Origin of the sequence: Methylobacterium terrae (assembly GCF_003173755.1) — a bacterium.
GTDB lineage: Bacteria > Pseudomonadota > Alphaproteobacteria > Rhizobiales > Beijerinckiaceae > Methylobacterium > Methylobacterium terrae.
Window position 1 is genome coordinate 4,545,850 of the sequence record NZ_CP029553.1, and the last position, 25,565, is coordinate 4,571,414.

Consider the following 25,565-nt stretch of genomic DNA (forward strand, 5'->3'; position numbering starts at 1 on the left):
GCGTCCGGCTTGCCGCCCGCGGGAAACCCGCTAGACTCGGAGGCGGGTCGGCAGTCACCCAGGCGTCACCGCCCCGAGAGGGGAGCTAAACCTGCCAGTCCCGTTCGACCTCGCGCTCGTTCCCGTGCCGCGTCGTAAGCCGGTGACCCTCGACACCTGATTGCAGGTCGGCACACGGGAGAACGACCGTGCCGAGAGACCCGATCCCCTTCGCGACCCACGACGTGTCGGCGCTCGCCAAATCCTTGCGTGCCCAGTGGGCGACGCGGACGGCGTTGCCGGCCCCAACGTCCGGCCACGTGCCCAGTCATGTCGAGATGCTGAACATGCTGGCCCGGGCCGCCGGCCACCGCAACTTCCAGCACTTCCGTGCCCGGGGCGGGCATCGCGAGCCGGCGGATCCCCCCGCGCCCGTCCGGGCCGACCCCGCCTCGGTGCTGCGCGCCGCCGGCTACTTCGATCCGCAGGGCCGCTTGCGGAGCTGGCCGGCCCAGCGGTCGATCCAGGATCTCTGCCTGTGGGCGCTGTGGGCGAAGATCCCGGCCGGGCGCGCGTTCGACGAGCGCCGGATCAGCGCCCTCCTCACCGCGCTGCACCTCTTCGGCGATCCCGCCATCCTCCGGCGGACGATGTGCCATATCGGATTGATGACGAGGGCCATCGACGGGCGGGACTATCGCCGGATCGAGCGGCCCCCGTCGCCCGAGGGGGCGGCGCTGATCCGCCACCTTCGCCGGAACGGCCACTGACCGACGCGGGCGGCGATGGCCGGTGACCGGGCCATCGCCGCCGGAGGTCGGGCATTCAGCCCCGCACGGGCGACACCGCGCCCGGCACCGTCCGGGCGGGCGCCTCCGGCTCGCGCGCCGCGACCCAGCGCAGGCACAGGGCGGCGGCGAGCATCGGCAGGGCCAGCGCCATGCAGTAATCCGGCCGCTCCCAGCCCGCCGCCATCAGCATCCCGGCGAGCGCCGGCCCGGTGACGGCGCCGAGGCGGCCGACGCTCATGGCGAGCCCGGTGCCGGTGGTGCGCACCGGCGCGGGGAAGATCGGCGGCACCACCGCGTACATCGCGTTGATCGAGCCGTAGAGGCAGAAGCCGATGGCGAGGGTGGCGGTGAGCAGGGCCGTGGGCGTCGCCGGGACGTAGCCGAAGATCGTGGCGGCGAGGAACAGCCCGGCCATGAAGGCGGCGGCGAGAAGGCGCGTCCCGGCCCGCCGGGCGACGAAGCCGAACAAGAGACAGCCGGCGGCGCCGCCGAGATTCATCAGCATCGCCCCCGAGATGCCGCCGCTGACGCTGAGGCCGAGTTCCGTCAGCACCTTCGGGGTCCAGCTCAGGAAGAAGTAGCAGGTCGTCATGACGCAGAAATACGCCGCGCAGGCCGCGAGCGTGCGGGTGCGGTAGGGCGGGCGCGCGATGGCCGCGAGGCTGGCGCCGGCCTCGGCCTCGGCGCGGGACGGGGCCGGCAGGGCGGCCAGCGCCGGTCGGCCGAGCCGGGCGAGCACCCGGTTGACCTTCGTCAGCGCCCCGGCCGGCCGGCGGGCGATGAGGTAGTCGAGGGATTCGGGCAGGAAGGCCAGCACCGCCGGCACCAGCGCCAGCGCCACGAGCCCGCCGAAGACGTAGACCGAGCGCCAGCCGAAAGATCCGATGAGATAGACCGAGAACGCGCCGCCGAGGGTCGCGCCGAGGGGATAGCCGAGCGACATCAGCGAGATCGACAGGTTGCGCCAGCGGTCGGTGGCGTACTCGGCCACCACGATGTTGACGGTGGCGAGCCCCCCGCCGATGCCGAGCCCGGTGAACAGCCGCACCAGGGCGAGCTCGGCCAGGGTGCTCACCGCGGCGGCCGCCAGCATGCCGAGGCACAGGATGGCGAGGCACAGGAGCAGGGTGGTGCGCCGGCCGAACCGGTCGCTCAAGGGTGCGATCAGCAGGGCGCCGAGCCCCATCCCGGCGAGTCCGGCGCTGAACAGCAGGCCGAGATCGGTGGGTTTGAGGGCGAAGTCCTTGGCGATCGAGGCCGCCGTGAACGCGACGACCAGCACGTCGAACCCGTCCAGCGCGCAGATCAGCACGCAGACCGCCACGGCGGCGACCTGGAACGGGGTCATGGCGCCCTGGCGGATGGCGGCGCGGGGGTCGGATGCGTCCTGTGTGCTGGCCATGGTGAACCTCCCGGGTATTATGGTCGTCTTCTTCCGATGACGCAGAGGGTGTGAGGAGACACGCCGGTTCGCTCGGTTTTCGCTGAACCGCCCGCCTCACCCCGCCCGGTCCGCCGTATCGATCGTGATCCCGCCGCCCACCACCCGCGACACGCAGGTGCAGAGATGCGCGTTCGCCGCCTTCTGGGCGTCGCTGAAGAACACGTCGCGGTGATCGACCGTGCCGTCGGCGTCCAGGATCTTCACCGTGCACAGGCCGCACTCGCCGCGCCGGCAATCGTGGATCATGCCGACGCCCGCCGCCTCCAGCGCCTCCAGCATGGTCTGGTTGCGCGGAACGACGATCTCCCGGGCGAGCCGCGGGATGCGGACCGTGAACGCCTCGGCGGCGTGGCGGCCGCCGGTGCCGAAGGTCTCGAAGCGCAAGCCCTGCGCCGGGCGGCCCGATTCCGCCCAGGCCCGGCGCGCCGCCTCCATCATCCCGTAGGGCCCGCAGACGTAGGCCTCGCCGCCGGGGGGCAATCCCGCGATCGCCGCCGCGAGGTCGATCCGCCCGCCCGCCTCGTCGGTGACGGTCTCGAGCCGGTCGCCGATCCGCGCCCGCAAGCCGTCGGCGAGCGCCAGGTCCTGCCGGGTCCGCGCGGCGTAGAGCAGGCGGAACGGGCTGCCTGCCCCGTGCAGGGCCAGCGCCATGGCGTGGAGCGGCGTGATGCCGATGCCGCCGGCGACGAGCAGGTAGCCGGGCCGGCCGGGAGTGAGGCCGAAATGGTTGCGGGGACCCGAGATGCTGAGGCGGGCGCCGGGCTCGAGCCCGTGCATGTAGGCCGAGCCGCCCCGGCTGTCGGGGAGCCGCTTCACGGCGATGCGGTAGAGCCCGTCGGCGCCCGAATCGAGCAGCGAGTAGGAGCGGGTGTCCGGCCGCTCGCCGATCATCACCGCCACCCCGAGATGGCTGCCGGGCGGGACCGGGGCGACCGGACCCGACGGCTCGATCTCCAGGAGGCGGATGTCGGGCGTCAGCGCCCGCGTCGCGCGAAGCCGCGCGGGGATCCAGTGGGTCGCCGCCATGGCGGTCACTCCGCCGCGAGGCCGACGGGCGGGACGCCCTTGCCCGGATCCCGGCCCTCCTTCGCCATCATCCCGTCGATCAGGCGGTGGGCCCAGAGCGCGCCGGCATCGATGTTGAGGTTGTAGAAGGGCTGGCGCGGCTGGCGGTCGATCGCCCGCTGCTGGGCCTCCAGCACGTCGTGGTCCTGGTCGTAGACGCCCTTGCCGTCGTTGACGTGGGCCCGGTTGAGGGCCTTCGTCAGTTCCTCGTCGTCGGTGCGCCAGCTGCGCACGAAGTTCCAGAAATAGTGGCAGCTCGTCGCGGTCTCCGGGGTGATCGCCGCCAGGAAGAAGCCGTTGACGCCTTGGCTGCGGTCGCCCTGGCGCGCCCCGGTGCCGGCGAGCGCCACCCCGACATCGCCCGCCACCACCGTCGGCGCCTCGAAGCGGATGATCTGCCAGCGGTCGACATGGCCCGGCCGCCCCAGGTTTCGCGCCCAGAACGGCGGCGGCTCGATGCCCTCCATCCAGCGCTCGACCGTGACGCACCGGTCGGTGTGGGTCACCTCGAACGGGCTGCGGGTGATCGCCTCGTCGCCGATGCTGCCGGCGTGCACATAGGTCTCGTGGGTCAGGTCCATCAGGTTGTCGATGACCAGCCGGTAATTGCACTTCAGGCCGTAGAAGGTGCCGCCCTCGCCGACCCACGGCGCGTCGCTGTTCCAGTGGAAGTCCGGCACGAGGTCGGGATCGGCGAGCGCCGGATCGCCCATCCAGAGCCAGACCAGGCGGTAGCGCTCGACCGCCGGGAAGGCGCGCACGCAGGCCGAGGGGTTGATGGTCTCCTGCGCCGGCATGAAGGTGCAGCGGCCGGTCGCGTCGAAGACGAGGCCGTGATAGCCGCACATCACCTGGTCGCCCTTGAGGTGGCCGAGCGAGAGCGGCAGCAGCCGGTGCCAGCAGGCATCCTCCAGGGCGGCGACGGCGCCGTCGGTGCGGCGGTAGAGCACCACGTCCTTGTCGCAGATCCGGCGCGGCGTCAGCGCGCGGCCGATCTCGTGGCCCCAGGCAGCGGCGTACCAGGCGTTCAGCGGATAGCCCTTGGGATCCGTCATCGTTCTCTCCCTCGTCGTCGTCGCCTCGCGGGTCTTTCGCCTCGCTGACGGTCCGGTCGTGCGGCGGCCGGCTTGGCCGTATCGGGGCGCCGGGCGGATCGCCTCGGTGCCTCCGCCGGCGGGCCGGCCGGTGTTGCGCCGCACACAGGTTTCGCGTGCCGGATCAGCAGTTTGGAACTGGTCCGGTTCGACCCTCGGACGCTAGCCGGCAGGGGCCGGCACGACCATGGACGCGCCCCGGAATTTCTTGGACGGATCCGGCGCCCGGCATTAGCCTCGGGACGGGAGGACGGGGCCGGGAGGACGGGGATGCCAGCGCAGCGGGAACGGCCGATCCCGGTCTTTCGCCTCTACGGCGAGACCGCCGAGGCGACGGTGCCGAGCTTCGTCCATGCCGAGCGGATCGGCACCAGCGCGGCCCTGCACGATTGGGAGATCGCGCCCCACCGCCACGGCGCGCTGACGCAGGGGCTCGTCGTCACGCGCGGCCACGGCGCCCTGTCGCTCGACGCGCGCCGCGAGGACTTCACCGCGCCCTGGCTGGTCTGGGTGCCGTCGGGCGTGGTGCACGCCTTCTCGTTCCGGCCCGGCACCGACGGCGTGGTGCTGTCGCTCGCCGACGACTTCCTCGCCGCCGTGCTCGATCCCGATCCGGAAGCGGCGCGCCTGCGGGCCGCCGCCGAGGCGACGTTCTCCGGCCGGCCGGGCTCGCCGGAGGAGATCGACCTCGACCTCGCGGCCCTCGTCGAGGCGCTGATGCGGGAGGCCGCCGGCGCCCTGCCGGGGGCGGCGAGCGCGGTCGCGGCGCTGACCCGGCTCCTCGTCGTCGGCGTGCTGCGCACCCGCGCCGCCCGCTCGATCACCGAGCCGGCGGCGCTCGCGCGCGCCGACCTGCATCGCCGCTTCCGCCGCCTCGTCGAGGCCCAGCTGCGCGAGGGCTGGCCGGTCGCCCGCTTCGCCGCGGCGCTGGGCGTCAGCCCCGACCGGCTGCACGCCGCCTGCACCGAGGCGGTGCGGCGCTCGCCGCAAGGGATCCTGCACGACCGCCTGATGCTCGAGGCCAAGCGCAGCCTCCTCTACACTACGCTCCCGGTCTCGAAGATCGCCTTCGACCTCGGCTTCAACGATCCGGCGTATTTCTCGCGCTTCTTTACGGCGCGCGCGGGGTCGAGCCCGGCGGCGTTCCGGCGTGGCGATCGGGGGGAGGGATGACAGCCTGACAGTCGAGCGGCCGCAAGAGCGTTGCCGCAGGATCGAGATCAATTGTCAGGAGAAGGAGAAGTGGCTCCCCGAGCAGGACTCGAACCTGCGACAAGGCGATTAACAGTCGCCTGCTCTACCAACTGAGCTATCGGGGAACACCGGGCCGGTACTCGCGAGGAGCGCCGACGCGGGCTTCTTTAGCCAGTTCATCCGGGCGGCGCAACCCCGATGTCGCGTCTCAGCGCGGCGGGCAGGCGGGGCCGAAAGGACCGACCACGAGGTCGCCGTCGCGGGGGTTGTTGAGCACGAACGGCTCGGTGCCGCCCTGGCCGAAGCCCATCAGGCCGAGGTCGTAGTAGCAGCGGTCGAGGACCGCCGTGAACGTGTAGCTGTCCCGCGCCACCGGCGCCCCGACCGGCACCAGCCGCCCGCGCGGGCCCCGCGCGGCGCAATAGGCCGCGATGTCGACCCGGCCCGGCGCCAGCATGCGGATCGAGCGCGAGGAATGCGGCGGGATGCCGACGCTGGGGCCGCCGTTGCGGCTCGCCACCGCGAAATAGGGCGAACGGTTGACGACGTGCCGGACGCAGCCGGCCTCCGCCGCGCCGATCCCCCCGGCGAGCAGGGCCGCCGCCGCCGACCACCGATAGAGCCGCTTCACGCCCGGCCGCATGGCATACCTCTCTCCAAACGCGAAGGAACGCGTGACGCCGACGAACCTAACGCGTCGCCGCGCTCCCGCCAGGCTTGCGACTGCGCACGGCCCCGACGGGAACGGAACGGCAGAGCTTGGCGTTGAGTTCCGGTCTTCGTGCGGGGCGGCATTCCGGTGTCGCGCCGCGCCGCCCGCCACCACCGCCCGGAGCCCCGATGCGCATCCGTTCCCTGCTGCTGGCCCTGTTCCTGCTCACCGGACTCGGCGGCCTCGCCGGTGCCACGCCGCTGATGCCGACCGCGGCCGTCACCACCGCCCTCGACCAACCCTCGACGGTCGAGACCGTGCGCTGGCGCCGCCACCGCCACTGGCATCGGCGCCACTGGCACCGGATGCACTGGCATCGCCGCCACTGGCACCACCGTCGCCACTATCGCCGGCACTGGCACCATCGCCGCCACTATGGGCGCTACCACCGTTACCGCGGCCATCGTCACGTGCGCCGGCTGCATTTCAGCCGCCCGGCCGCCCGGCCGGTGCGCTGGATCGAGCCGCGCTGAGCGGAGCTGCACAGGACAGCCCCACTTATACCCTCGCGCCTTGGCATCGACGCGTCGACGCCAAGGCGTCCGGCGCATCAGCGCCGACGCCCGTTCGGGCTGAGCCAGCGCCTCCGAACGGATCCGTTCGAAGGCGCGGCGGTATGACATTCTTGTTTCGCATCGTTCGCCGAACCGGTGACCGCTTCGGCGAACGATGCTCCAGGCCGGACGCCGAACCTTGAGCGAGCAGCCTCCCGCATCCAGACCCGACGGACGTTCCCGCGACTGGCTCGACCTCGGGGGAGGGGGCCGGCCGGGCGTCGCGCCCCGGGCGACCGAGCCCGGGAGCGCGGCGGCGGGGGCGAGGGGGACAGGGCCCGGAGCGCGGTTCGCGGGCCTGTCCCGCGCCGCCGCCGGGTTCGGCGCCCGCTTAGGGCCGGCCGCGCGTACCGGATTTGTCCGCGCCCGGGCGACGGCGGGCCTCCTCGCCGGCCACCCCGCCACCCAGGCTGCCGCCGCCGCGACGGCGGCGGCCTGGCGGCCGGTGGCGGCGCTCGCCCGGCGGGTGCCGTGGCTGCGGGTGGCGGGCGCGGCGGCGGCCGTCGCGGTCGGCCTCGTCCTGGCCACCCTCGTGTACGCGCTCGCGACCCTGCCGGTGAATGGCGGGCTCACCATCGAGCCCACGGCCTCGGCCCTGGTGGTGCGGGCCGCCGACGGGCAGGCCTTCGCCACCCGCGGCGTCATCAAGGGGGCGAAGCTGTCCCCGAAGGAGGTGCCGCCGGTCCTCGCCAAGGCGATCGTGGCGATCGAGGACCGCCGCTTCTACGACCATCACGGCATCGACCTGCGCGGGCTCGTCCGCGCCGCCTTCCGCAACGCCGCCGCCGGCGGCACCCGCGAGGGCGGCTCGACCCTGACCCAGCAGCTCGTGCGCATGAACTACCTGTCCCAGGACCGCACCCTGAAGCGGAAGGTGCAGGAGGCGGTGCTGGCGCTCTGGCTCGAATCGCAGCTGCCGAAGGACGAGATCCTCACCCGTTACCTCAACGCCGCCTATTTCGGCGCCGGCGTCTACGGCGCCGACGCGGCGGCGCAGCGCTACTTCGGCAAGCCGGCCAAGGACCTGTCCCTGAGCGAAGCCGCCATGCTGGCGGGCCTGGTGCGCGCGCCCTCGCAGCTCGCCCCCCACCGCAACCTCGACGGCGCGCGCGGCCGCGCCGCCCAGGTGCTCGACGCGATGGTGGAGACCGGCGCGGTCACGAAGGCGGAGGCCGATGCGGCCAAGCGCGCCCCCGCCACCGTCCGGGTGCCGACGGAGACGCCGGTCGGCACCAACTACTTCGTCGACAACGTCGCCGATTCGGTGCGCGGCCTGATCGGCGCCGGGCCGGCCGACGCGACCGTCCGCACCACCCTCGACCTGACGCTCCAGAACATCGCCGAGAGCGTGGTCGCCCGCCGCCTCGACCAGGACGGCGAGCGCCGCAAGGTCTCGCAGGGGGCGCTCGTGGCGATGGCGCCGGACGGGGCGATCCTGGCGATGGTCGGCGGGCGCGACTACGCCGACAGCCAGTTCAACCGCGTCACCCAGGCCAGGCGCCAGCCGGGCTCGCTGTTCAAGCTGTTCGTCTACCTCACGGCGCTCCGCGAGGGCTACCGGCCCGATTCGACGATGATGGACCGGCCGACCCAGGTCGGCGAGTGGGAGCCGGAGAATTACGGCGGGCGCTACCGCGGCGCCGTGACCTTGCGCACCGCCTTCGCCCACTCGATCAACACCGTGGCGGTGCAGCTCGCCGAGGCGGTGGGCATCCCGGCGGTGATCGAGACCGCGCGCGGCCTCGGCATCACCTCGGACCTGCCGAACCTGCCGAGCCTCGCGCTCGGCTCGGCCGAGACCACGCTCCTCGAGATCACCCGCGCCTACGCGGCGGTGGCGGCCGGCGCCGAGACCGTCGAACCCTACGGCGTGCGCCAGATCCTCGCCCGCGAGCAGCCGCTCTACACGAGGCCCCAGGCACCTCCCACCGCCGCCCGCGACCAGGCGGCGCGCACCGCGATGCTCGACCTGCTGAGCGCCGTGGTGCGCGAGGGCTCGGGCAGGAACGCCCGGGTCTCGGTGCCGGCCGGGGGCAAGACCGGCACCACCCAGGACAGCCGCGACGCCTGGTTCGTGGGCTTTGCCGGCGATCTCGTGGTCGGGGTCTGGCTCGGCAACGACGACAACACGCCGATGGCCGGCGTCACCGGCGGCGACATGCCGGCGCTGATCTGGCACGACTTCGTCTCCCAAGCGCTGGCCGCCCGGGCCAAGGCCGCCAAGGCCGGGGCCGGCAAGTCCGAGGCCGGCAAGTCCGAGGCCGCCCGGCCCGCGCCGGCGCCCCGGCCCGAGACGGCGAGCGTCACCGAGCCGGAGGCCGATCCGCGCCCCCGGGATCTCGCGAGCCGCGACCCGTCCGCCCGCGCGGTGCTGCGCGGCAGCCCGGCGGTGGTCGATACCGGCACCCTCGATTTCGACGGGCGCGCGGTGCGGCTGGTCGGGGTCGACGGTCTGTCCGGCCGCAACGCCCGCGAGCTCGGCCGCTACCTGCGCCGGCGCGACGTCGCCTGCGCCCCGGCGGAGGGTGGCGCCTATCGCTGCTCCCTCGACGGGCAGGACCTGTCCGAGCTGATCCTGTTCAACGGCGGCGGCCGCGCCAGCGCCGACGCCACGCCGGACCTGCTCGCCGCCGAGGAGCAGGCGCGCTCGAACCGGATCGGGATCTGGCGGCGCTGACGTGCAGTCCGGGTCACGTGCTCGTCAGGCAGAGGGACAGATCTGCCTTGAGCCTGTCGGCGTCCGCGGCTGATATCGAAACCGTCACCAGGATTGGGGGGCGCTCCCGCGCGGGCTCTCCTGGCGCCAGCGCAAGGCTCCCGTCCCAGCGCTCGCGGCTTCGGCGGGGGCTCTGACCTTGCGCAGGCGAGCCGAGTCGCCGCGCATGGACGCATTGACGGAGAGATGGACGCTCGTGCCGCCTACCGTGATGTGCCCGGCGACCGGCAGGCGCACGCCCCGCGCGACCGTGATCTCCGTCAACCGCTCAAGGGTGCCTGCCGGCCCGTCGAACGCCTCGAAGTCGAACCACTTCCCGAATGTTTGAAAGTCAGGGACATCGAAACCGATCGACAGGACGCCGACAGCGTTGCGGGGCGCCGGCATGGTGCAGCCAAGCGTCATCGCAATGGTCCGACTCTCGGAGCCGATCGTAGCCTTGCCGGGCAGGCTCACCGCCCCCGCAAGGGCACTCCCGGTCCAGGGCATACAGGTCGCCAGCAGGGCGGCTCTCAGCATCGCCATCGGTCCCTGGTGCAGGAAACGGCGACGCTTTACCCGATTTGGTGACGACAGAAAGCGCGGGGTGACGCGAGGATCGCCCCGCCGCCGGCGATTCAGATCATCATCGCGTTGATCGCGACCGTCAGGGCCGCCCCGACGACGGCGAAGCCGAGCAGCGCGATACTGCTGACCTGGTCGACCCGGTCGATGTCGTGGCCGGTGCGGTGCTCGGGGGAGTTGGCGTTCATCGGGGTTCTCCTGCTCGGATGTCCCTCGCCAACGCCCCCGGCGCCCGGGAGGATCATCCGACGCCGGGACGCACTTTGCCGCACGGGCGCCCGTCAGCCGGCATGCGGGGCGCCGTCATGACCGTGGCTGGTGCCGATGACGCACAGCGCCAGGCCGGCGATGCCGCCCAGCGTGCCGATCGGGGTCTGGTAGCGCCAGGAGGCGTAGTAGCCGGCGCTGCCGATCACCACGCCGAGGGCGGTGAGCACGATGCCGCGGGCCGAGACCCCGGGCTTCTCGCGGTGCGATCGGGGGGTGTCCTGGTGCATCGTCGTCCTGCCTTCGCCGCGCCGCGTGTCGGCCGCCCCGAGGCGGGCGGCGGGAGCAGGGGGGCGGCCGCCCTCTCCCTTCGGAGGAACGCGGCAGGCGCGGATTCGCTCACGCTCGGGCGCGACTCGCCTTTTCCCTGACATGCCACGCGGGAACCCGGCTGGTAACGTCGAACGATCGCACTCCCCCCCCGATCGGCCGAGGGCCGGTCGCCGACGCCCGCCCCGTTCCCCCGATCGTGGTCAGCCTCATGCCGCAGCGCTACTTCTTCAACCTGGTCGGTCCCGCGCAGGCGATCGAGGACCCGACGGGCGTCGAGGCCAACACTCCGGACCAGGCCGAGGCCGAGGCGCGGGCGGTCATCGTCGAGATGCGGGCGAGCGGCGACCTGCCGGCCCTGGGACCGGGCTGGCAGATGGAGATCCGCGACGCGGCCGGCCGGCTGGTGCGCTCAATCCCGATCGGCTGAGGCGCGGGGACCGGCCTGCAGCAGGACCTGCCGGACATGGGCGCGGACCTGCGCGCGCATCGCCTCGCTCCGGTGCGCTCCGCTCTGCGCGGATGTCCCGGGCGCCCCGGGAACCGCCTGCTGGGTGGATCGGGCCTTACCGCCGAGCGACATCCTGCCTGCCTCCTGCTCACGTTCCAGGTCCGGACCTCCGCAGAAGAGTGCGGCCGGCCGCCCCACCTCGCGGTGCGCTGCGGCACAAGCCGTTCCTCTGCACCGGAGGCCGGTGCCGCACGCGTCCTGTTGAAGAGAATCGGACCTGCCTAGGGTGTACCGGTTCCTGCCGGAGACCAATAATGAAAATGTCGTTAATGCGTTCCCCGGATCAATGCTGAGGCGCCTGGGCAACGCCTCTTTTGTTAGTTTTCGGACTCAGCGACCCTCGCCGCCGATGCGGGAGAAGTCCGCGACTTCACGGGTCGCGGCCCTGAGCGCATTGAGGAGCGCCAGGCGGTTGGCGCGCAGGGCCGGATCGTCGGCATTCACCGTCACCTTGTCGAAGAACGCGTCGACCGGCGCCCGCAGGGCCGAAAGCGCCCGCATCGCGCCCTCGAAATCCTCCGCCGCCACGGCGCGGCCCGCCTCGGCGCCGGCCCGGTCGAGCGCCTCGGCGAGCGCCGATTCCTCGGGCAGGCTCATCAGGGCGCGGTCCGGCGCGGAATCGTAGGCGCGGCCGTCCTTCTTCTCCTCGATGCGCAGGATGTTGGCGGCGCGGCGGTAGCCGGCGAGCAGGTTCTTGCCGTCCTCCGTGTCGAGGAAGCGGCCGAGCGCCTCGACGCGGCGCACCACCATCAGGAGGTCGTCCTGACCCGGCAGCGCGAAGACGGCGTCGATGAGGTCGTGGCGGGCGCCCTGGTCGCGCAGGTAGACCTTCAGCCGGTCGGCGAAGAACGCCAGGAGGTCGTCCGCGAAGGCGTCCGAGGTCTGGCCGTGGCCGGACGCGGCGGCGGCGATCTGGGCTTTGAGCGACAGTCGCGCCTCGCCGGCGAGGATCAGGCGGATCACGCCGAGCGCCGCGCGGCGCAGGGCGTACGGGTCCTTGCTCCCGGTCGGCTTCTCGTCGATCGCCCAGAAGCCGACCAGCGTGTCGAGCTTGTCGGCGAGCGCCACCGCCACCGAGACCGGCTCGGACGGCACCCGGTCGCCGGGGCCGAGCGGCTTGTAATGCTCCTCGATCGCGGCGGCGACCGCCGGATCCTCGCCCTGCTCGGCGGCGTAGTAGCGGCCCATCAGGCCCTGCAGCTCGGGGAACTCGCCGACCATCTCGGTGACGAGGTCGGCCTTGGCGAGGCGCGCGGCACGCTCGGCCAACGCCGCGTCCGCGCCGACCACCGGCGCCAGCGCCCGGGCGAGGCTCGCGATCCGATCCACCCGCGCTCCTTGCGTGCCGAGCTTCTCGTGGAACACGATGCTCTCGAGCTTCGAGAGCCGGTCCTCCAGCCGCACCTTGCGGTCGGTCTCCCAGAAGAAGGCCGCGTCGGAGAGCCGCGCGCGCACCACGCGCTCGTTGCCGGCGACGATCGCGGCGCCGCCGTCGGAGGCCACCAGGTTCGAGACCAGGATGAAGGCGTTGGCCAGGCGCTCGCGCCCGTCGGGGCCCGGGGCGCCCCGCAGCACGAAGCACTTCTGGTTCGCCCGGATCGTGGCGCGGATCACCTCGGGGGGAATCTCGAGGAAGCGCTCGTCGAAGGCGCCCATCAGGGTCACGGGCCACTCGACGAGGCCCGCCACCTCCTCCAGCAGGCCCTCGTCCTCGACGAGGTCGAGGCCGCGCGCGAAGGCGAGGTCGCGGGCATCGTGCAGGATGATGTCCTTGCGCCGCTCAGAATCGAGCACCACGAAGGCCCGCTCCAGCGCCGGCAGGTAATCGGCGAAGCGGCGCACCTCGATGGCTTGCGGCGCCAGGAAGCGGTGGCCCCGGGTGGTCAGCCCCACCTCGACCCCGTCGATGGAGAACGGCACCACCTCGGGCGTCTCGGTCTCGGGACCGAAGCTCGCGACGATCGAGTGCAGCGGCCGCACCCAGCGCAAAGAGCCCGGCTCGCGCGAGGCGGCGCCCCAGCGCATCGATTTCGGCCAGGGGAAGCTCCTGACGATCGCCGGGATGATCTCGGCCAGCACTTGAATCGTCTCGCGGCCGGGCCGCTCGATCACCGCGACGTAGAACTCGCCCTTCTTCGGGTCGGCGACGATCTTCGCCTGATCGAGGCTGGCGAGGCCGGCGCTCTTTAAAAAGCCCTGGACCGCGCCCTCGGGGGCGCCGACGCGGGGCCCCTTGCGCTCCTCGCGCACGTCCTGGCCGCGGGGCGGCAGGCCGGCGACGTGGAGGGCGAGGCGGCGGGGCGTCGCGAAGGCCTTGGCGCCCTCGTACAGGAAGCCGCGCTCGACCAGCGCGTCGGTGACGAGCTTGCGCAGGTCCTCGGCCGCGCGCCGCTGCATGCGGGCGGGGATTTCCTCGGAGAAGAGTTCGAGCAGCAGGTCGGGCATCGGACGTCCTCAAGGCTTTCCTTCAGGAAGGCCCAGGATCGAGAAAGGGGTCTGGCGGGGGGTGTAGCGCCGGGCGGCGCGGATGTCAGGCGGCCGATGCCTCGCCTGCGGGCGCCTCGCCCGCGAGGCCGCCCGCATCGGTGCGGCGCCAGGCCTCGCCGCAGGCTTTCGCCAGCTCGCGCACCCGCAGGATGTAGCTCTGCCGCTCGGTGACCGAGATCACCCCGCGCGCGTCGAGCAGGTTGAAGACGTGGCTCGCCTTGATGCACTGGTCGTAGGCCGGCTGGGCCATGCGGTGGCGCGCGTCGTTCCCCCCCGGCCCCGGCTCGCCGGCCTCGAGGTAGGCCCGGCAGGCGGTTTCCGCGTCGCGGAACTGCCGGAACAGCATCTCGGTGTCGGCAGCCTCGAAGTTGTGGCGCGAGTATTCCTGCTCGGCCTGCAGGAAGACGTCGCCGTACGTGACCCTCTCGTCGCCCTCGCGGCCGTTGAAGTTGAGGTCGTAGACGTTCTCGACGCCCTGGACGTACATCGCCAGGCGCTCGAGGCCGTAGGTCAATTCGCCGGCCACGGGTGCGCATTCGAACCCGGCGACCTGCTGGAAGTAGGTGAACTGGCTCACCTCCATCCCGTCGCACCAGCATTCCCAGCCCAGCCCCCAGGCGCCGAGCGTCGGGCTCTCCCAGTCGTCCTCGACGAAGCGGATGTCGTGCAGCCTGAGATCGACGCCGATCGCCTTGAGCGAATCGAGGTAGAGTTCCTGGAGGTTCGGCGGGTTCGGCTTCAGGATCACCTGGAACTGGTAGTAGTGCTGGAGCCGGTTCGGGTTCTCGCCGTAGCGCCCGTCCTTCGGCCGGCGCGAGGGCTGGACGTAGGCCGCCTTCCAGGGCTTGGGGCCGAGCGCCCGCAGGGTGGTGGCCGGATGGAACGTGCCCGCCCCGACCTCCATGTCGTAGGGCTGGAGGATCACGCAGCCTTGCGCGGCCCAGAACCGCTGGAGCGTCAGGATCAGCCCCTGGAACGAGCGGGTCGGCTGGAGGTCGGCGTCGATGGCGGTCATGGGCCTTCGGTGTGTCGGAAGGGGCGGATCTCGGCGCGGAGCCTTAGAACCGGCAGCCCCCGAGTCAAGCGCGCGTGCGCCCCCGCACGAACCCGCCGGGGCGCCGGAACCGGGGAACGGTCAAGCTCGTTGACAGTACAGATCCGACAACGAAGCCGCCCGATGCGGCCGGAGACTTGGGGAGACTGTCCGTGACCCAGCGCCTGACCTTGGTTGCCGCCGCCGCGCTCCTCTCGCTCGTGGCGACCCCGCTGGTGGTGCGGGCGGGCGCCGACGCCCCGAAGGACGAGCCGGCCGCCATCGCCGCCGTGGCCGGGAAGCCGGCCGCCGCCGAGGCGCCCGCCCAGGCCTGCCGCACGGTGCGGGTGGTCTATGCCGGGTACGGGACGCCCGCCTGCGCGCGGTAAACGCTCCTCGCGCGCCTCGACGGATCCGACACCCTCTGCGTCGTCCCGGGGCCGCGCAGCGGAACCCGGGACGACCCTGCGCCGTGGCGATCGCGTGCCCGCTCGCTCAGAACGACGACGTCGTTCCTAGAGCACCGGCATCGCCCCCGCCACCGTGACGAGCGCCCCCGACGTGTAGCTGCTCTCGTCCGAGGCCAGCATGACGTAGGCCGAGGCGAGTTCCGCCGGCTGGCCCGGCCGGCCGAACGGGACCTGGCTGCCGAAGGACTTGACGGAATCCTCCTCCATCCCGGACGGGATGAACGGCGTCCAGATCGGGCCCGGCAGCACGCCGTTCACCCGCACGCCCTTCTCGGCGAGCAGCTGCGCCAGGCTCAGCACCAGGTTGCTGAGCGCCCCCTTCGTGGCGCTGTAGGCGAGCAGCGACGGCATCGGGTGCTTGGAATTGACCGACGAGGTGAAGATCACCGAGGCGCCGGGCTTGAGATGCGCCATCGCGGCCTTCGTCACGTAGAACGATCCGAACACGTTGGTGCGGAAATGGTCCTCGAAGACCTGGTCGTCGATCGCGTCGAGATCCTGGTTCGGCTGCTGGAACGCGCCGTTGTTCACCACGACGTCGAGCCGGCCGAAGGTCTCGGCGGTGCGGGCGACGATCTCGCGGCCGTAGGCCCGGTCCTTGAGGTCGCCCGGCAGCAGCAGGGCGCGGCGCCCGGCCTTCTCGACCCAACCCGCCACCGCCTCGGCGTCGCCCTGCTCGGAGGGCAGGTAGGAGATCGCCACGTCGGCGCCCTCGCGGGCGTACGCGATGGCGACCGCCCGGCCGATGCCGGAATCGCCCCCGGTGATCAGGGCCGCCCGGCCGGTGAGCTTGCCGGACCCCTTGTAGCTCGCCTCGCCGTGGTCGGGCTCGGGCTTCATCCGGCCGGTCAGGCCGGGGAAGCTCTGCGGCTGGCCCTCGAAGGGCGGGCGGGGATGCTTGGTGAGGGGATTGGGGAAATCGGACGACATGAGGGAGGGCCTTTCGGCTGTCGGTGGGTCACAGGCCGCCGTCAACCGGGAAGCTCCCCCGCCGTTCCCAACCCTCCGGCAGTATCCCTCACTCCTCCCGCGAGCCGTCGTCCTGTCCGAGCGCATCCTCCTCCCGGCCGGGGATGGCGTAGCGCCCGCTGAGCCAGCGCTGCAGGTCGACGTCGGCGCAGCGCTTGGAGCAGAACGGCGTGTAGGCGGGGGCCGCCGGCTTGCCGCAGATCGGGCAGGGGACGGCCGCGGGCGGAGTGTCGTCGGGCGTCGTCAATCGCGCCTCCTGTGTCAGGCCGCGTCGCGCCAGGCGCCGCGGACCGGGAACCCCTCGCCCTCGAGCAGGCCGACCGTCTCGTAGAGCGGCAGGCCGACGACGGCGCTGTAGGAGCCGACGAGCTTGACCAGGAAGGAGCCGGCGAGCCCCTGGATCGCGTAGCCGCCGGCCTTGCCGCGCCACTCGCCGCTGGCGAGGTAGGCGTCGATCTCGCGGGCCGAGAGGCGCTTGAACCGCACCCGGGTCTCGACCAGGCGCTCGCGCGGCCGGTCCCTGGGGCCGACGACGCAGATCGCGGTGTAGACCCGGTGGGCCCGGCCGGAGAGCAGCCGCAGGCAGGCCGCGGCCTCGTCGGTCACCTCGGCCTTCGGCAGGATGCGCCGGCCCACCGCCACGACGGTGTCGGCCGCCACGACGTAGCCCTGGCGCAGCTCCTCGCTGCCGCGGGCCGCCGCCACCGCCACGTCGAGCTTGGCCCGGGCGAGCCGCCGCACCAGGTCGCGGGGCTTCTCGCCCTTCAGCGGCGCCTCGTCGAGATCGGCCGGCAGCAGGGCGTCCGGCTCAAGCCCCGCCTGCTGCAGCAGGGCGAGGCGCCGGGGCGAGGCCGAGGCCAGGACGAGCTTCGGGCGCGCGGCCTGCGGGATCGGGGAAGTCTCGGTCATGAGGCGCCGTGTCTCGAAGGGGATGTCACGCCCGATGCCCTATCTGGCCGGCGAAATCCAGCATCTCGGGACTGGGGACGCCCCGGCCCCGCGGCCGGGCCGGCGGGCGAAGCACCTCTGTCCGATCACGGCCGTGCAAGTTTCTCGAGTCAGCATCCTGACTCGAATCCGTTAGGCCCCGGGTGACACAATAGGTGTCAAGATCCACAGGAGTGTGGGCCGGTGTTTAACCGCCCTTTATGCCCTGTGCCCTACGACTGAGCGTGAAAATGTCATCGATGGCCGGGCGCGAGCGCGGCCGGATCCCCTGCAAGGTCCGATGCGCGTCGTCCTCGTCGAACCCGGCTCGATCCTCCGCAAGACCGTCGCCCGCCTCGTCGAGGAGGGCGGGCACCGGGTCGAGGCGTTCTCCGATTCCGAGCGGGCGCTCGCCCACGTGGCCGAGCACGAGGACGTGGCCTGCGTCATCACCAGCCTCGAGGTCGCGCCGCTCTGCGGCCTCGAACTGTGCTGGGCCCTGCGCTCGCTCGCCGGCACGACGCGGCCGCTCGCGGTGATCGCGATGTCGGCCGACCGCGCCGGACGGCGCCTCGGCGAGGTGCTCGACAGCGGCGCGGACGACTTCATCATGAAGCCCCCGGAGGGAATCGCGCTGCATGCGCGCCTGCGGGTGGTCGAGCGCGCCTTGAGCCTGCAGCGCCAGCTGATCCGCGACGCCGACACCGACGCGCTGACCCAGCTCCTCAACCGCGGCGGCTTCGTGCGCCGGGCGCAGGCCTGCCTCGCGGCGCTCGCCGCGGGCGACCTCCTCAGCGCCCTGATGATCGACATCGACAGCTTCAAGGGCATCAACGACCGGCACGGCCACGACGGCGGCGACCGGGTGATCCGCGCCGTCGCCGACCTGCTGAAGGAGACCGGCGCCCTCGCCGGCCGGATCGGCGGCGAGGAATTCGCCGTGCTGATGCCCGGCCACGGCCTCGGCAGCGCCGGCGTGGTGGCGGAGCGGATCCGCCAGGGTTGCACCCGCCTGCGCGTGCCGGGCCGCCGCGGCCCGATCCCGGTCACCTGCAGCCTCGGCCTCACCGCCTGGACGGCCGGCGACACCCTCGAGACCCTGCTCGCCCGCGCCGACGGGGCGCTCTACGCGGCCAAGGCTGGCGGGCGCAACCGGGTGATGGCGGAGACGGGGCGCCAGCTCGACCGGGTGAGCTGAAGGCTGAGCAGGCCTCGGTTCCGACATACTCCGAGTCGTCCCGCGCTCCGGGTATCCCGGGCTCCGGGCTGACGCAACGAGTGGGACGGGACGTTCTCGACAGGCATTCGACGTTCGGCGGAGTGCCGCCTTGTCCTGTGATCGCGTGAAACGGGCCGGACGCGATCGCGCCCGGCCCGCACCACCTCGTCTCGATCGCCGGCCCGGGCCGCGCCCGGGCCGGTCTCGCCTCACGCCATCGCCTGGTTGCGCAGGCGGTCGTACTCGGCCTGCGGCATCGGCACCGCGCGGGGCTGGCCGAGATCCTTCATCGGGATGCGGTAGGTCTCCCGGGCGCTGAAGGCCGCGACCGCCGCCACCGCGGTGATCGCCAGCGCGATCGAGCCGATGGTGAGCGGGATGTTGGCCGAGCCGGGGGGCGCCACGGTGGCGAACAGGGCCGGCAGCATCGCCGTGATGGCGGTGCCGACGTTCTGCGAGATCGCCATCGCGGAGACGCGGGTGCGGGTCGGGAACAGCTCGGGGTAGAAGCTCGGGAAGACCGCGTTGTAGCCCTGGTAGACGACGCCCCACATCAGCAGCGACATCACGATCGCCAGCGGCACGTTGGCGATGCTGATGGCGTACAGGTAGCCGAAGGACAGGAGGCCCGAACCGAGCGCGCCGACGATGATCGGCGGGCGCCGGCCGATCCGGTCCGACAGGTTGCCGACCATCGGGATCACGACAACCGCCAGGATGTTCCCCAGCACCGGGATCCAGAGGTAGACGTCCTTGTGGAAGCCGATGCCGTAGGCGGCCTGGACCGCGTAGGCGGCGCCGAAGATCGTGGTGACCACCGGGATCACGTTCATCAGCGCCATGCACACCACCCGCAGCATGTCGGGCCAGGAGGTGGCGAAGGCCTCGACGATCGGGGCGCGGGCGACCTCGCCCTGCTTCTCCTCCTCGGCGAAGGCCGGGGTCTCGTCGACCTCGCGGCGGATGATGTAGCCGACGATGATGACGATGAAGCTGAGCAGGAACGGGATGCGCCAGCCCCAGGAGTTGAACGCCTCGGTCGGCATGTAGGCGGCGAGCGGCAGGAACACCGCGGCGGCGAGGATCTGGCCGGCCTGGACGCCCTGGAGCGTGAAGCTGGCGAAGAAGCCGCGGCGGCCGAACGGAGCGTGCTCCATGGTCATCGAGCTGGCGCCCGAGATCTCGCCGGCGACGGCGAAGCCCTGGATCAGCCGCAGGATGACGAGCAGGATCGGGGCGAGGATGCCGACCTGGCTGTAGGTGGGCAGGAGGCCGACCGCGATGGTCGAGAAGCCCATCAGGAACATGCACAGGACGAGCACCTGCTTGCGCCCGTGGGTGTCGCCCCAGTGGCCGAGCACGAAGGCGCCGATCGGCCGGCTGACGTAGCCGACGCCGTAGGTGGCGAGCGAGGCCACGATCGCCACCGTCGGGTTGTTCGACGGGAAGAACAGCTGCGGGAAGATCAGCGAGGCCGCCGTCGCGTAGATGAAGAAGTCGTAGTATTCCAGCGCCGAGCCGATCCAGGCGCTCGCGGCGGCCTTCTTCGATTGCTGACGGTCGTGGGTATGTCCTGCCGGTACGGCGCTCATCGGGGGTTCCTCCTTGGGTGGATTGGGTCGGTGCCGCCTTCGGAAGCCGGGCGGCCTTGGGTCGCGGTCGAGGTCAGCTTGGTTTTTCTTCGAGGGTATGGGGTCGAATGGCGTAAAGTAAATCTCAATCAAAGCCTGTTGCGCGCAATTCCATATCCGGCGCGCGAACGCAAGGGCAAGGCCGAGCTCGGGGGCGGCCGGGCGGCGCCGGGTTCAGGCGGCGAGCGGCGCCACCGCGCGGTCGAAGGCCCGTTCCATCGCGGCGGCCGGCGCCTCGCGGCCGGTGAACAGCGCGAAGGCGTCGAGGGCCTGGTGGATGGCGAGCTCCCGGCCCGTCATGGTGCGGGCGCCGATCCGCGCCGCCCCCGCGAGCAGGGGCGTCCAGAGCGGGGAATAGACCGCGTCGGCCACCCACATCCCGGGGCGCAGCAGGGCCGGCGGCACCGGCGTGCCGCGATCCGGCAGCATGCCGACCGGGGTGCCGTTGACGATCCCCTTCGCGCCGTCCACCGCCTCCTCGACGGTCCGGCACACCCGCACCTCCGCGTGGCCGGCGAGGGAGGCCGCCACCGCCTCGGCCTTGGCCGGGTCGGCATCGACCATCCGGATCTCGAGCCCGGGAAAGCGGGCGAGCGCCACCGCCACCGCCTTGCCGACGCCGCCGGCGCCGATCAGCGCCACGGGACCCTCGGGCGCCGGCCCGAAGGCCTGCACCAGGGCGCGGGCGAAGCCCGTCGTGTCGGTGTTGTGGCCGATGAGCCGCCCGTCGCGGACCACGACCGTGTTGACGGCGCCGACCGCCCGCGCCCCCGGGGACAGCTCGTCGAGGAGCGGCAGCACCGCTTCCTTGTACGGGAAGGTCACGTTGACGCCCGAGAAGCCGATCGGGCGCAGGGCCGACAGCAGGGCGCGCAGCTGCGCGGCATCGGCCCCGGGCACGTCGATGAGCTGGTAATGGGCCTTGAGCCCTACCGCCTCGGCGGCGGCCTCGTGCATCGCCGGGGATGCCGAATGGGCGATCGGCGATCCGATCAGCCCGAGCAGGATGGGTCTGGCCTGTCCGTGAGCCATGTGGCGGCCCTTCAGTTTCGCGCCCGCCCGTGGCGAGCTCTCCCTGGACCGCACCTTACCGCCGTTGCGCCCTCATCCTGAGTACCAAGTTGCGCGAGGATCGTAACATCATGTTACGGATCGGCGGCGACCTGCCCCGGCCGCGCCATCTCCTCGCGCAGGAGGCGCACGAAGCTCGCGGCGAACATGCTGAGCGCGGTGCCGGCCTTCATGGCGATCCAGGTCTCGAAGACCGGCGCCTCCTCGATCGGCAGCACCCGGATGCCCGGAAAGGCGTCGTACGCGATGGTGAACTGGTCGATCACCGCGATGCCGAGGCCCGCCCGCACCAGCGAGCACACCGTCGAGCCGAACCGCGCCCGGATCGTGATGCCGTAGGACAGGCCGCGCGCGCGGAAGATGTCGGACATGATCCGGCCGTAGGGGTCGTTCGGGTCGATGCCGATCAGGGGGTGGCGCACGATCTCGGCCGCCGAGATCGAGGAGCGGCCCGCGAGGGGGTGGTCGAGCGGCACGATGCAGAACAGGCCGCCGCGGGCCAGCGGCTCGAAGGTGAGCGCCGGGTGGTCGAGGCGGTAGCTCATCGCCACCACCTCGCCCTTGCCGAGCAGCAGGTAGTCGATCGCCTCCTCGAGCTTGAGGATGTTGATGTCGATGACGAGGTGGGGATAGGCCGCGCGCACCCGCTCGATCGCGCGGGGCACCATCACGTGGGAGATCGACGGCACCGAGCCGATCAGCAGGTCCTGGCCCGCTCCCCCTTGCGTCCGCTCCAGCACGAAGCGCAGGTCCTCGACCTTGTCGAAGACCGCGTTGATCTGCTCGAAGACGTGGCGCGCCTGCTCGGAGGGCACGAGGCGCCCGGCCCGCCGGTCGAAGAGGCGGATGCCGAGCGAGGTCTCGGTGTACTTCATCAGCCGGCTGATGCCCGGCGCCGAGACGTTGAGGAGGCGCGCCGCGCCGGCGATGGTGCCCGTCACCATCACGGCGCGGGCGACCTCGATCTGGCGCAGGGTCAACATCGGGCGGCCTCCGGGCGGCGGGACGGGACGGGCGGTCCTCCCCTCCTATCCCAGGCTTCGTCACGCCACGTCGAGGCCCAGGTCGACGATCGGGGCGCTGTGGGTGATCCAGCCGGCCGAGATCAGGTCGACGCCCGCGGCCGCGACGGCGCCGACCGTCTCGCGGGTGATCCGGCCCGAGGCCTCGCTCACCGCCCGCCCGTCGATCATCGCCACCGCCCGGCGCAGGGTCTCGGGGGTCATGTTGTCGAGGAGGACCGCGTCGGCGCCGACCGCCAGCGCCTCCTCGAGCTGCGCCAGGGTGTCGACCTCGACCTCGATCCGGACGAGGTGGCCGACGCCCGCGCGGGCGCGCCGCACCGCCGGGGCGACGCCGCCCGCCACCGCGACGTGGTTGTCCTTGATCAGCACCGCGTCGTCGAGGCCGAAGCGGTGGTTCGCCCCGCCCCCGGCCCGCACCGCGTGCTTCTCGAGCGCGCGCAGGCCCGGCGTGGTCTTGCGGGTGCAGACGATGCGCGCCCGGCCGTGCGGGCGGGCGGCCTCGACCAGGGAGGCGGTCGCGGTGGCGACGCCGGAGAGCCGGCAGAGCAGGTTGAGGGCGACGCGCTCGGCCGAGAGGATCGCCCGGGCCGGGCCGTCGAGGGCGATCACCGCCTCGCCCGGCGCGACCGTGCTGCCGTCCGGGCGCAGGACCGAGACCGTCACCGCGGGATCGAGGAGCCCGAAGGCGAGCGCCGCCGCGTCCGTGCCCGCCACCGTGCCGGCCTCACGGGAGACGATGGCGCCGGAGAAGCGCGCCGCGGCCGGGACGATGCTGTCGGTGGTGAGGTCGCCGGCGCGGCCGAGATCCTCCAGCAGGGCCGACCGCACGACCGGCTCGACGAGGAGGCGGGGCAGGGCGGGGAGGGAGGGCAGGAGAGTGGGCATGTCGGTCATCGGGCATCCTCGAGGGGGGAGGGCAGGGGATCGCCGGGGGCGTTCGCGGCGGCCAGGGCATCCGAGACGTCCAGGGCATCCGCGGTGGCGAAGGCATCCGCGGTGGCGAAGGCTTGGGCCAGCGTGATCTCGGTGTGGCGGGGCGGGTGCTGCTCCGGGTGGTCGGCCCGCCAATGGGCCCCGCGGCTCTCGCGCCGGCCGAGGGCGGCGGCGGCGATCACGAGGCCCGCCGTCGCCTCCGCCGAGCCGGCCCGCGCGAGGGCGGCGAGCCGCCGCGTCGCCCGGGCGAGGCCGGCCTCGTGGCGCACCAGCCCGACCTCGGCCTCCATCAGGGCGCGGATCTCCAGCCGCGCGTCCGGGGCGGAGCTTGACGCCGGGGTGGGATCCGCCTCCGGAGCACGGCCTCGCCCGGCCGCAGGAGCGGCACCCCGGATGTCGTCCGCGACGAGGCCGGCGAAGGCCATCGCCTCGAGGAGCGAGTTGCTGGCGAGCCGGTTGGCGCCGTGCAGCCCCGTGGAGGCGACCTCGCCGCAGGCCCACAAGCCCGGCAGCGACGCGCGGCCGCCCCCGTCCACCCGGATCCCGCCCATGTGGTAGTGGGCGGCCGGCCGCACCGGGATCGGGCTTGCGGCCGGGTCGAGCCCGGCGGCGCGGCAGAGGGCGGCGACGGTCGGGAAGCGGCGCGCGACGTCGAGGCGGCGCGCGTCGAGGAAGACCGCCTCGCCGCGCGCGGTGCGCCGTGCGATCGCCCGGGCGACCACGTCGCGGGGCGCGAGCTCCGCGCCGGCGATGCCGGCCATCACCCGGCCGCCCGACGCGTCGACCAGGGTCGCGCCCTCGCCGCGCAGGGCCTCGGTGGCGAGCGGCAGGGGACCGCCCCCGGGAACCGCGATCGCGGTCGGGTGGAACTGCACGAACTCGGGGTCGCGCAGGACCGCCCCCGCCCGCGCCGCCAGGACGAGGCCGGAGCCGACCGCGCCGGCGGGGTTCGTGGTCGAGCGGTAGAGCCCGCCGAGGCCCCCGGTCGCGAGCACCACGGCCCGCGCCGGCAGGTCGACGACGCCCCGATTCGTGCGGAGGACGAGCCCGGTCACCCGGCCCTCGCTCCCTCGCGCCAGGGCCGTCGCCCGTCCGACCACGACCGCGATCGACGGGCAGGCCGCCGCGGCCCGGGCGAGGGTCCGCAGCACCGCCGCGCCGGTGGCGTCGCCCCCGGCCTTGACGATGCGGCGGCGGCCATGGGCAGCCTCGAGGCCGAGCGCCGGGGCGCCGTCGGGCCCGCGGTCGAATTCGAGGCCGAGCCCGGACAGCCACGCCACCAGGCCGGGGCCGGCCTCGGCGACCCGCAGGGCGACGCCCTCGTCGCTCAGGCCCGCGCCGGCCGCGAGCGTGTCGGCGGCGTGGAGGGCCGGCGCGTCGTCGGGCCCGATCGCCGCCGCGATGCCCCCTTGCGCCCAGGCGGTCGCGGTCTCCTCGCCGAGCGGCGCGGCGGTGACGAGGGTGACGGGGAGCGGCGCGAGCCGCAGGGCCGTGGCGAGGCCGGCGACGCCGGACCCGACCACGACGATCCCGTCCGCGCTCACGGCCGCACCGCCAGCATGCGCTCGACGGCGCGGCGCGCCGGGGCGATCAGGGCGTCCGGCACCGTGACCTCGTGCGTCAGCCCCTCCAGGCTGCGCCGGATCTTCCTCAGGCTGATCCGCTTCATGTGCGGGCAGAGGTTGCACGGCTTGACGAACGCCACGTCCGGATTGCGGACCGCGAGGTTGTCGGCCATGGCGCATTCGGTGATCATCACCACCTGCGCCGGCCGGTGCGTCTCGACGTAATCCTGCATCGCCGCGGTCGAGCCGGAGAAATCGGCCTCCGCCACCACCGCGGGCGGGCATTCGGGGTGGGCCAGCACCGTGACGCCCGGATAGGCCTCGCGCGCCTCGCGGATATCCGCGGCGGTGAAGCGCTCGTGCACCTCGCAATGCCCGGCCCAGGTCAGGATCTCGATCCCCGGCAGCTCGGCCTGGACGTTCTGCGCCAGGTACTCGTCCGGGATCATCAGCACGCGCGGGGCGCCGAGGGACTCGACGACGGCTCTCGCGTTGCCGGAGGTGCAGCAGAGGTCCGACTCGGCCTTCACGGCGGCGGAGGTGTTGACGTAGGTCACCACCGGCACGCCGGGGTGGCGGCGGCGCAAGCTCCGCACGTCGGCCGCGGTGATCGACTCCGCCAGCGAGCAGCCCGCTTCCGGATCGGGAATCAGCACGGTCTTGCCCGGGTTCAGGATCTTGGCGGTCTCTGCCATGAAGTGGACGCCCGCCAGCACGATCACGTCGGCGTCGGTCCGGGCCGCCTCGCGGGCGAGCGCCAGGCTGTCGCCGACGATGTCCGCCACGGTGTGGAAGATCTCCGGCGCCTGGTAGTTGTGCGCCAGCACCACGGCGTTGCGCGCGCGCTTGAGCGCCTGGATCGCCGCCACGTCGTCGGCGAGGGCCGGCCACTCGATCGCCGGCACGTGGTGGCGCACCTTCTCGTAGAGGTCCGGCAGGGGCAGGGCTCCCGCCCGATCGAGGAGTGACGCGTCCATTCTCGCCTCCCGAGATATGCTCAAAATGAGCATTTACCCGGCTAGGCTAGTCCGCCGCAGAACGCTTGTCGAGATATGCAGCATCTGAGCATAAGTG

Annotated in this window: 25 protein-coding genes and 1 tRNA gene; 7 read left to right on the forward strand and 19 right to left on the reverse strand. The window is 72.9% G+C overall.

The features are described 5' to 3' along the window. Nucleotides 1-188 precede the first annotated feature (188 nt). The gene (locus DK419_RS21085) at nt 189-749 is read left to right on the forward strand and encodes a DUF2087 domain-containing protein (protein WP_109960827.1); all 561 of its coding nucleotides are present in this window, start codon (nt 189-191) and stop codon (nt 747-749) included. 55 nt (nt 750-804) lie between these two features. Here the strand turns inward: DK419_RS21085 and DK419_RS21090 are convergent, their stop codons facing one another. The 3 genes from DK419_RS21090 to DK419_RS21100 form a co-directional block, all read right to left on the reverse strand. Continuing rightward, entirely contained in the window at nt 805-2,172 is a 1,368-nt protein-coding gene (locus DK419_RS21090; protein WP_109960828.1) for an MFS transporter, read from the reverse strand. A gap of 96 nt (nt 2,173-2,268) precedes the next feature. Continuing rightward, nucleotides 2,269-3,240, reverse strand: coding sequence for a PDR/VanB family oxidoreductase (locus DK419_RS21095; protein ID WP_109960829.1), 972 nt, complete (start codon nt 3,238-3,240; stop codon nt 2,269-2,271). A 5-nt stretch (nt 3,241-3,245) separates the two neighbouring features. Continuing rightward, entirely contained in the window at nt 3,246-4,334 is a 1,089-nt protein-coding gene (locus DK419_RS21100) for an aromatic ring-hydroxylating dioxygenase subunit alpha (RefSeq protein WP_109960830.1), read from the reverse strand. Nucleotides 4,335-4,643: 309 nt separating this feature from the next. On the opposite strand from DK419_RS21100, the gene DK419_RS21105 reads away from it, so the two are divergent. Continuing rightward, nucleotides 4,644-5,546 (forward strand): helix-turn-helix domain-containing protein, encoded by a 903-nt coding sequence (locus DK419_RS21105; RefSeq protein WP_109960831.1) that lies wholly within the window; start codon nt 4,644-4,646, stop codon nt 5,544-5,546. A 70-nt stretch (nt 5,547-5,616) separates the two neighbouring features. On the opposite strand, the gene DK419_RS21110 is transcribed toward DK419_RS21105, so the two are convergent. Together DK419_RS21110 and DK419_RS21115 are read right to left on the reverse strand one after the other, a co-directional pair. Next, nucleotides 5,617-5,692 (reverse strand) — tRNA-Asn (locus tag DK419_RS21110). Between the two features lie 83 nt (nt 5,693-5,775). Next, nucleotides 5,776-6,210: a hypothetical protein gene (locus tag DK419_RS21115; protein WP_109960832.1), complete on the reverse strand. Its 435-nt coding sequence runs from the start codon at nt 6,208-6,210 to the stop codon at nt 5,776-5,778. 197 nt (nt 6,211-6,407) lie between these two features. Between DK419_RS21115 and DK419_RS21120 the strand changes: the two genes are divergently transcribed. Together DK419_RS21120 and DK419_RS21125 are read left to right on the forward strand one after the other, a co-directional pair. Beyond that, nucleotides 6,408-6,752 carry a hypothetical protein gene (locus tag DK419_RS21120; protein WP_109960833.1) on the forward strand — a complete coding sequence of 115 codons (345 nt, stop codon included), beginning with the start codon at nt 6,408-6,410 and terminating at the stop codon, nt 6,750-6,752. A 220-nt stretch (nt 6,753-6,972) separates the two neighbouring features. Further along, the gene (locus tag DK419_RS21125) at nt 6,973-9,510 is read left to right on the forward strand and encodes a PBP1A family penicillin-binding protein (protein WP_245442597.1); all 2,538 of its coding nucleotides are present in this window, start codon (nt 6,973-6,975) and stop codon (nt 9,508-9,510) included. Between the two features lie 84 nt (nt 9,511-9,594). On the opposite strand, the gene DK419_RS21130 is transcribed toward DK419_RS21125, so the two are convergent. The 3 genes from DK419_RS21130 to DK419_RS21135 form a co-directional block, all read right to left on the reverse strand. Next, a complete protein-coding gene (locus DK419_RS21130) occupies nt 9,595-10,068 on the reverse strand; it encodes a hypothetical protein (RefSeq protein ID WP_162561338.1) in 474 nt (157 codons plus the stop codon). Nucleotides 10,069-10,166: 98 nt separating this feature from the next. Further along, on the reverse strand, nt 10,167-10,301 hold the full coding sequence (locus DK419_RS29855; RefSeq protein WP_280953907.1) for a hypothetical protein: 135 nt from the start codon (nt 10,299-10,301) through the stop codon (nt 10,167-10,169). A gap of 93 nt (nt 10,302-10,394) precedes the next feature. Then, nucleotides 10,395-10,610: a hypothetical protein gene (locus DK419_RS21135; RefSeq protein WP_109960835.1), complete on the reverse strand. Its 216-nt coding sequence runs from the start codon at nt 10,608-10,610 to the stop codon at nt 10,395-10,397. A 239-nt stretch (nt 10,611-10,849) separates the two neighbouring features. On the opposite strand from DK419_RS21135, the gene DK419_RS21140 reads away from it, so the two are divergent. Continuing rightward, nucleotides 10,850-11,080 (forward strand): DUF6894 family protein, encoded by a 231-nt coding sequence (locus DK419_RS21140; RefSeq protein ID WP_245442599.1) that lies wholly within the window; start codon nt 10,850-10,852, stop codon nt 11,078-11,080. A 411-nt stretch (nt 11,081-11,491) separates the two neighbouring features. Here DK419_RS21140 and glyS read toward each other — a convergent pair whose 3' ends face one another. Together glyS and DK419_RS21150 are read right to left on the reverse strand one after the other, a co-directional pair. Further along, entirely contained in the window at nt 11,492-13,606 is a 2,115-nt protein-coding gene (gene glyS / locus DK419_RS21145) for a glycine--tRNA ligase subunit beta (RefSeq protein ID WP_109960837.1), read from the reverse strand. An 85-nt stretch (nt 13,607-13,691) separates the two neighbouring features. Beyond that, complete coding sequence (locus tag DK419_RS21150; RefSeq protein ID WP_109960838.1) at nt 13,692-14,663, reverse strand: glycine--tRNA ligase subunit alpha; 972 nt, start codon at nt 14,661-14,663, stop codon at nt 13,692-13,694. A gap of 191 nt (nt 14,664-14,854) precedes the next feature. On the opposite strand from DK419_RS21150, the gene DK419_RS21155 reads away from it, so the two are divergent. Beyond that, nucleotides 14,855-15,070, forward strand: coding sequence for a hypothetical protein (locus DK419_RS21155; protein ID WP_109960839.1), 216 nt, complete (start codon nt 14,855-14,857; stop codon nt 15,068-15,070). A 126-nt stretch (nt 15,071-15,196) separates the two neighbouring features. On the opposite strand, the gene DK419_RS21160 is transcribed toward DK419_RS21155, so the two are convergent. The 3 genes from DK419_RS21160 to DK419_RS21170 all read right to left on the reverse strand — a co-directional run bounded on the left by DK419_RS21160 (nt 15,197) and on the right by DK419_RS21170 (nt 17,029). Continuing rightward, entirely contained in the window at nt 15,197-16,081 is an 885-nt protein-coding gene (locus DK419_RS21160; protein ID WP_109960840.1) for an SDR family oxidoreductase, read from the reverse strand. A gap of 88 nt (nt 16,082-16,169) precedes the next feature. Continuing rightward, nucleotides 16,170-16,367 carry a DNA gyrase inhibitor YacG gene (locus tag DK419_RS21165; RefSeq protein WP_245442601.1) on the reverse strand — a complete coding sequence of 66 codons (198 nt, stop codon included), beginning with the start codon at nt 16,365-16,367 and terminating at the stop codon, nt 16,170-16,172. 14 nt (nt 16,368-16,381) lie between these two features. Next, the gene (locus DK419_RS21170) at nt 16,382-17,029 is read right to left on the reverse strand and encodes a Maf-like protein (RefSeq protein WP_109960841.1); all 648 of its coding nucleotides are present in this window, start codon (nt 17,027-17,029) and stop codon (nt 16,382-16,384) included. Between the two features lie 319 nt (nt 17,030-17,348). On the opposite strand from DK419_RS21170, the gene DK419_RS21175 reads away from it, so the two are divergent. After that, a complete protein-coding gene (locus tag DK419_RS21175) occupies nt 17,349-18,245 on the forward strand; it encodes a GGDEF domain-containing protein (protein ID WP_109960842.1) in 897 nt (298 codons plus the stop codon). 230 nt (nt 18,246-18,475) lie between these two features. On the opposite strand, the gene DK419_RS21180 is transcribed toward DK419_RS21175, so the two are convergent. From DK419_RS21180 to nadA, 6 genes are all read right to left on the reverse strand, one after another. Beyond that, nucleotides 18,476-19,858, reverse strand: coding sequence for an MFS transporter (locus tag DK419_RS21180; protein WP_109960843.1), 1,383 nt, complete (start codon nt 19,856-19,858; stop codon nt 18,476-18,478). A gap of 213 nt (nt 19,859-20,071) precedes the next feature. Then, nucleotides 20,072-20,929 (reverse strand): shikimate dehydrogenase, encoded by an 858-nt coding sequence (locus DK419_RS21185; protein WP_109960844.1) that lies wholly within the window; start codon nt 20,927-20,929, stop codon nt 20,072-20,074. 113 nt (nt 20,930-21,042) lie between these two features. Continuing rightward, on the reverse strand, nt 21,043-21,951 hold the full coding sequence (locus tag DK419_RS21190) for a LysR family transcriptional regulator (protein ID WP_109960845.1): 909 nt from the start codon (nt 21,949-21,951) through the stop codon (nt 21,043-21,045). Nucleotides 21,952-22,011: 60 nt separating this feature from the next. Further along, nucleotides 22,012-22,878, reverse strand: a complete 867-nt coding sequence (gene nadC, locus DK419_RS21195; RefSeq protein ID WP_109962421.1) for a carboxylating nicotinate-nucleotide diphosphorylase — start codon at nt 22,876-22,878, stop codon at nt 22,012-22,014. Nucleotides 22,879-22,883: 5 nt separating this feature from the next. Next, entirely contained in the window at nt 22,884-24,470 is a 1,587-nt protein-coding gene (locus DK419_RS21200; RefSeq protein ID WP_109960846.1) for an L-aspartate oxidase, read from the reverse strand. Continuing rightward, nucleotides 24,467-25,468, reverse strand: coding sequence for a quinolinate synthase NadA (nadA, locus tag DK419_RS21205; protein ID WP_109960847.1), 1,002 nt, complete (start codon nt 25,466-25,468; stop codon nt 24,467-24,469). Before nadA ends, DK419_RS21200 begins: the two co-directional genes overlap by 4 nt. Nucleotides 25,469-25,565: the final 97 nt, after the last annotated feature.